General features: G+C 54.6%; 5 protein-coding genes. 4 read left to right on the top strand and 1 reads right to left on the bottom strand.

Annotation, left to right across the window (positions count from 1 at the left end; all coding sequences use genetic code 11):
- Both ACF8AM_RS18935 and ACF8AM_RS18930 read left to right on the top strand, forming a co-directional pair.
- Nucleotides 1-1,433, top strand: a 1,433-nt coding sequence (locus tag ACF8AM_RS18935; protein ID WP_392557147.1) for a peroxidase family protein, incomplete at its 5' end; no start/stop codon positions are given.
- A 1,056-nt stretch (nucleotides 1,434-2,489) separates the two neighbouring features.
- Nucleotides 2,490-3,011: a hypothetical protein gene (locus tag ACF8AM_RS18930; RefSeq protein ID WP_392557146.1), complete on the top strand. Its 522-nt coding sequence runs from the start codon at nucleotides 2,490-2,492 to the stop codon at nucleotides 3,009-3,011.
- Between the two features lies 1 nt (nucleotide 3,012).
- On the opposite strand, the gene ACF8AM_RS18925 is transcribed toward ACF8AM_RS18930, so the two are convergent.
- Complete coding sequence (locus ACF8AM_RS18925) at nucleotides 3,013-3,306, bottom strand: hypothetical protein (RefSeq protein ID WP_392557145.1); 294 nt, start codon at nucleotides 3,304-3,306, stop codon at nucleotides 3,013-3,015.
- A gap of 182 nt (nucleotides 3,307-3,488) precedes the next feature.
- Here ACF8AM_RS18925 and ACF8AM_RS18920 point away from each other — a divergent pair, with 182 nt between their 5' ends.
- Together ACF8AM_RS18920 and ACF8AM_RS18915 are read left to right on the top strand one after the other, a co-directional pair.
- The gene (locus ACF8AM_RS18920) at nucleotides 3,489-4,661 is read left to right on the top strand and encodes a hypothetical protein (RefSeq protein WP_392557144.1); all 1,173 of its coding nucleotides are present in this window, start codon (nucleotides 3,489-3,491) and stop codon (nucleotides 4,659-4,661) included.
- A gap of 258 nt (nucleotides 4,662-4,919) precedes the next feature.
- Nucleotides 4,920-5,925 (top strand): formylglycine-generating enzyme family protein (locus ACF8AM_RS18915; RefSeq protein WP_392557143.1); only part of this gene is annotated, 1,006 nt, incomplete at its 3' end.

Genomic DNA, 5,925 nt, shown 5'->3' with positions numbered 1-5,925 from the left:
AAACCTTGTTCGTCCGCGAACACAATCGTTTGGCAGAAGAAATTTCCGCCGCCGATCCAACGTTGACGGACGAGGAAATCTATCAGCAAGCTCGTGCGATCGTGGTCGCGGAACTGCAGGCGATCACCTACAACGACTGGTTGCCGGCTGTCTTGGGTGAAGACGCCTTGCGCGACTACGAAGGGTACGACTCAACCGTCGACCCAACGATTGCCAATGAGTTTTCGACCGCAGCGTTCCGATTCGGGCACAGTTTGCTGGGTGATGACGTTGAGTTCCTCGACAACGAGGGCAACGAGATCGGCGAAGAGATTCCGCTCAGCCAAGCGTTCTCCAATCCGGAAGCGGTGTCCGAGAACGGCATCGATTCGATCATCAAGTATCTGGCGTCCGACCCATCGTCGGAACTGGACATTCAGGTCGTCGACAGCGTCCGCAATTTCCTGTTCGGACCTCCCGGCTCGGGCGGGTTTGACTTGGTGAGTCTGAATATCCAACGAGGCCGAGATCACGGGTTGTCGGATTACAACTCCACCCGGGTTGCCTACGGGCTGGATCCGGTCGAAAGCTTCGCCGACATCACCTCCGATCCCGACGTCCAAGCCAATCTCGAAGAGCTTTATGGCTCCGTCGACAACATCGATTTGTGGGTGGGCGGACTCGTCGAAGACCACGTGGATGGTGCCAGTGTCGGGGAAACGTTCCAGACCATCATCGCTGATCAGTTCGAGTGTCTTCGCGATGCCGATCGGTTCTGGTACCAGAACACGTTTTCCGGGTCTGCGCTCGCTGAAATCGAAAGCACCACGTTGGCCGACATCGTGGAACGAAACACGGATCTGACCGACCTGCAAGACGACGTGTTCTTCTTCAGTGCTTCGGTGTCCGGAACCGTCACCACGGGAGACGAGGGAACGGGCAAGGTTGATCAACGCAAGTCAGGATCCAACGGCAACTCGAATAGCAGTGACGCAAGCCAAGGGGTTGCCGATCAAGTCGTTCAGTTGGTCAGCGATGGTGAAGTCGTGGCGGAAACGACAACGGATTCCGACGGCAACTACAGCTTCGATGTCCAGGATGGCCTGCGGACTGGCGAATACGAAATTCACTTGGTCTCGCAAGTCGATGACGGTGCCACCACGATCGCCGTGCAAGAATTCGCGATCACGACCGGCGACATCCACTTGGACGACATCGACTTTTCAATCGGCGACGATGACGGCGATCGTGATGACCGAAAAGACTCTCGATCAGAACGTGATTCTGGCCGCAACTCCAGGTCTGGCCAGCGTTCGAACTTTGGTTCCGATTCCCGGTCCAACAACGATCGATCTGTCCGAGACGATCAGGCGTTTGGACAACCATTGCGTCCTGACCTCGTCGATCCGTTCTTCAGCGACCGAGACGAGAACAATACAAACCGCCGAAGGTAGGTGGGGGGGCAGGAATGAGCGGTTCCTTCCCTCGCGTACGACGGTTGAAATTCCGTTTTTCAGTCGGTGTTGTTGACCGACATCAAACCACGCGTTTGGTTTTGACCTTTGTCGGTCAAAGTTGTCGCAGAGGGAAGCTTGCCATCTTCAAGCAAGCAACACAATTCAGACTGAATCTCAAGTGTTTTCCGAATACCCCGATCGCTTCGCCCCCTCAAGCGACTCCCTTCTGCAACTCGTTTTCCGTCGCGCCGAGGAGTCGATGTTGCAGGAAATTGCGGAGTCGGATTGCACCGATTTATCTAATACTGCGGGATAGTGTTGCCGATGTCCTGTAGAGGGGGTGCCTGCTCAACAATCGCACGTGGCATCCCGCGTGCATCGGATCGCTCTCTCCTCGAATTTGTCCTGTTTGAAATGAAACTTCATCAGCTGAAGATTGCATTCGCAAGTTGTTTTGCTTCGGTTTTGCTTCTGTGGTCGTTGGTCACCGTTGAGCAAGAAGACTTGAACGCTTCGGCGAAAGCCCCGCTTGGTGCTGCAAAGTCAAAACTTGCCGCTTTCACTCAAGGGCTGAATCCTGATAGTGCGTTGCAACCGACATCGACACCGACACGATCCGCTGAAGCAGGCGAAAAACGCACTGCGCCACAACAACCTGATAGCAATGCATCGCTGGAGGCAGTGGCCTCACGCGGCGGTCCAGTGCAGGATGCTATTGGACTTCAACGACTGAAGCCGGCGGAACCTTCATCGCCGATAGCAAGCGACAGTCGTGAACGGAGAACGAAATGGTCTTCTGGTAGTCACTCCACCTTTCTCGCAAACGCTCGTTTCGCGGGCCACGTCTCGACTGCACGGCAAGGTAATTCCGCAAACAAGAGCGTTCCTCAGAACCATGGCGTCTCATTGGTGTCTGATTCACGCAGGTCGGTCCCGGCAACGCGCCCCGAGCCTCTTCCGCCTCTTGAACCTACCCAGTCGCCAACAAACACCGTCGAGATGAAACTGGGCGAGGTTAAAAAGCTGCCAGTCGGATTTGATATCGATTCAACGATGCATATCATTCGGGTCCAAAGGTCTGACGAATCGGTCTGTGAGGTCTTCATTTCCGAAGGCAATAGGGTCAAACTTGCCGCAACGGCTGTCGGAACGACTGAAGTCGAAATTTTCTTTCGTTCAAAAGGCGACTCGACTCAGAAGCGAGCGAAGTCGCAGCGGCACTTGGTGCGAGTCAAAGAGCTAACCGATGACCAGGTTCAACGTCGAAAGATTGTATCGCTCAATCGCGCTGTCGAACGATTAGCACCAGAGGCAAGTGTGACATTCACGCTATCGAATCGAGGTGTGCTAGCGACTGGGGAATGCGAATCCGAAGACTCTGCTCGACGTATCCTTTCGCTCGCTCGTCGTGTTGTCCAGGCCGCGGTCGTCGATCAACTGCAAGTCCGGATGCATTCGGACACGTCGGGACAAGGACACCAACCGAAGATGAACTACCAACCAACAATGCTGCGATCGGACGGCTTTCAGGAAGCAGACGTACCAATTTCGCATTCGTCAATACTGATGCAATAGTTCACTCTTCTTCGATCGCGTCTTGTTGGTGAGCGGCATCGAATGCCGCGTTCACTTCGTCTTCACCAGGAAACGGAATCGGTTCTGGCTGAATGTATTCCCACATTCCGTTTTGGTGCAGCCATATCGGGTCTGCATTTCGGAGGATGAATTCGTCGACGGGAAGGCCGTCAATGGTCGGCGGACGTTTGACACGCACTTGTTTGCCGTTGATGAAAATCCACTGGTACTTTTTTTTGCGTTCTTTTTTGGCTCGTTTTTCGGCTGCCGTCAGTTTGCGTTTCGGTTTTGCCATGTTTGCTCCGTTCGTTCGCGGATGACGACCAGGGTCACCCGTTGCTCGTTTTCCACCATCGGTTGACTCGTCCAATTTTGGGATCGGTTGCACTCTGCCGATGTGAGGTGCATTCTATTGCGATGTGAATCAAGAAGATACATCTTCGATTCGAACCTTGAGTGACTGAAAATTGAGATCCGATGTCAGAGTACCAGTGGGTTGAATTCCGCGCGATTGAGTCACCGTTGGATTCCGACGCGATCGAGTTCATGCAAGCGCAGTCGTCGCGAGCCGAGGTCGACCAGTGGCGTTTTGCGAACGAGTACAACTTTGGCAGTTTTCGTGGTGACTGGCGAGAGATGCTTCGCCGTGGTTATGACCTGCACGTTCACTACTCCAACTTTGGAAACCGATCTCTCTGCATGCGGTTTCCCGACGGGTTTGAATTCTCGGAGCAGGTCGACGATTACACCGATGGCGAGCAAATCTGGTGGGAAGCCGATGAGACCGGAACTGGCGGTTTACTGGTGATCGAGCCCGAAGGTGATGCAGGAACCTTCGAGCCAATTTGGAACGCCGAGACACTGGCCTCTGATTTCGAGGCACTTTGGCATATGATCCGTCGCGGTGATATGCGACCGTTGTATCTTGCCTACCTGGGGCTGTGTTGCTGGGAAGTCGTTGACCCAAACGATGAAAGTGGGGAGTCGGAAGCCAGTTCAGAGGACGAAGAGCCACCGGTGCCTCCAGGATTGAAGCAGTCACACCCGAGTCTGGATCGATTGGGGGAATACCTTGAAGTCAACAGTTTTCTGTTGGAGGCTGCGGCGGAAGGCTCAGCGGAAATGCAAGACACATCGCTCGGCGAGGAACACCTCGACGAATGGATTGAATCTTGCAGCAAGCAACAGTTGGCTGAAACGCTGAAACGCATTTTGCTGAGCCCGGAAGGTGAGCCAGAACGAACGCTGCGTGAACTGACAGCTCAATTCTTCCCATCGCAATCCGCATTGCTATCCCGAAGGAGCAGCACCGAACTGTGGCGACTTGCCAATGAAAGCGCGCGACGACAACGTGAGGCATCGGAAGCCGAAGCAGCTCGCGGGCGAGCGGAACGCGAACGTTTGGCTATCGAAAAGCACGAACAGCAACTCCAGATCATTGCAGAGCATCCCGATGCCACCTTTCGCCGCATTGACGCGGCGGTAGGAGAACGGAATCGCTCCGCCTATCGTCGGGCAGCCGCCGAGTTGAAGCTCGTCCAGGAAGCACTCGGGCCAATCTTCGCTCGCAGCAAAGCAGATGAACTGAAGAACCGATACCCAAGCCGGTCAGCACTGCATGCTGAAATCCGGAACGCTCTCGACGGTTGAAATGGTTGAACCTATGTCACTTCTTCTCCCCTCAGTCCTGACCGAATTCACGTCAGAAAATCGAAACCATCGTTGCAACGGATCCGCCTGCCGCTGACAATCCGTCTTGTCCACCAGCGGGATCGTTCCGCTTCCGTTTCAAACCCAAGCAAGGACGATCGCCCTCCCCGAACCCAACAGTGACCCCCATCCTTTCCACGTGTCCCATTTGGGGTATCCGTTACCGTGATGAATCTCTATTCGCCACCCAAGTCGCACGTGGGCCTCGATCCGCTGCCGGAGAATCCCAGAAAGCCGGAGGAGCCTAGAGAGCCGGAGAAGCCTAGAAAGACAGTGCAGCCGGATTGGTCGCTGGATGGATTCACGCTGTTCATGGTCAGAGTGGTGGCCGCTGACCGAAGTGCATGGCTGACACTGGGAGTTGTCATGTTTGGCGTTCTGCAGATGTTTCCTGCGAACGCCGATGACCCACGGAATCAGGGCCTCGTGGCGACAAGGCCACAAGAGGGACATGTCGTCGAATCAGACCATGGGTTCATGGTTGCTTACAAGCAGCTCATTCCCGGGACTGACATCGAGTTCGAGATGGTTCCGGTTCCAGGCGATCTGTACCAAAGGTCGCAACCATTCTGGATTGGGAAATGCGAGGTGACATTCAGAGAGTATCGCGAGTACGCGGCGATGTACGGCGTCTTCAAAGCAAACAGAAATCGACCTGATTTCAACGAGGTCGATTCGGTGGATGCCGTGTCCGCTCCAACCGAGGTCTACAATCCGCGAGATCGGTTTGCCGAGGTTGCATCTTTGGACTGCCCGGCCTTTTCGATGACACTCTTTGCGGCGAAGCAGTATACGAAATGGCTCAGTCTGCTGACGGATCAGCCCTACCGATTGCCACTTGAGTCGGAATGGATGAGAGCTTGTAAAGCCGGAGGCACAGGGTACTTTTGGAAAGAGGAGCAGCTACGGAATTTGGCGTTCTTCGACCTGGAAACCGATGGTGTCCAGCCCGTTGGTTTGAAGGCCCCAAACAGTCTTGGCATCCATGACATGCATGGAAATGTCAGTGAATGGGTCATAACGTCCTTCCCTAAGACGGGACCGAATCACGAACCAGTGACACCGACTGGATATCGAGAGGCCTTGCCTCCAATATGGATAGCGACGGGGGGCAACGTTGAGTCGAGACTGGAGGAATGTGTGCCCGAGCGTCGAGTTGTCGTCACAGACGATGTAGGGGATGAAGTAGCGAATTCCCCTAGGT

This window comes from Rhodopirellula sp. JB055, assembly GCF_043100905.1.
Lineage (GTDB): Bacteria > Planctomycetota > Planctomycetia > Pirellulales > Pirellulaceae > Rhodopirellula.
Note: the sequence above shows the minus strand (reverse complement) of the source record. Positions and strands in the feature narration are given on the sequence as shown.

What these genes read in the sequence shown, in the direction of transcription:
- ACF8AM_RS18930 (WP_392557146.1), top strand. Translation starts at nt 2,490, where the DNA reads ATGCATATCATTCGGGTCCAAAGGTCTGACGAATCGGTCTGTGAGGTC.
- ACF8AM_RS18925 (WP_392557145.1), bottom strand. Translation starts at nt 3,306, where the DNA reads ATGGCAAAACCGAAACGCAAACTGACGGCAGCCGAAAAACGAGCCAAA.
- ACF8AM_RS18920 (WP_392557144.1), top strand. Translation starts at nt 3,489, where the DNA reads ATGTCAGAGTACCAGTGGGTTGAATTCCGCGCGATTGAGTCACCGTTG.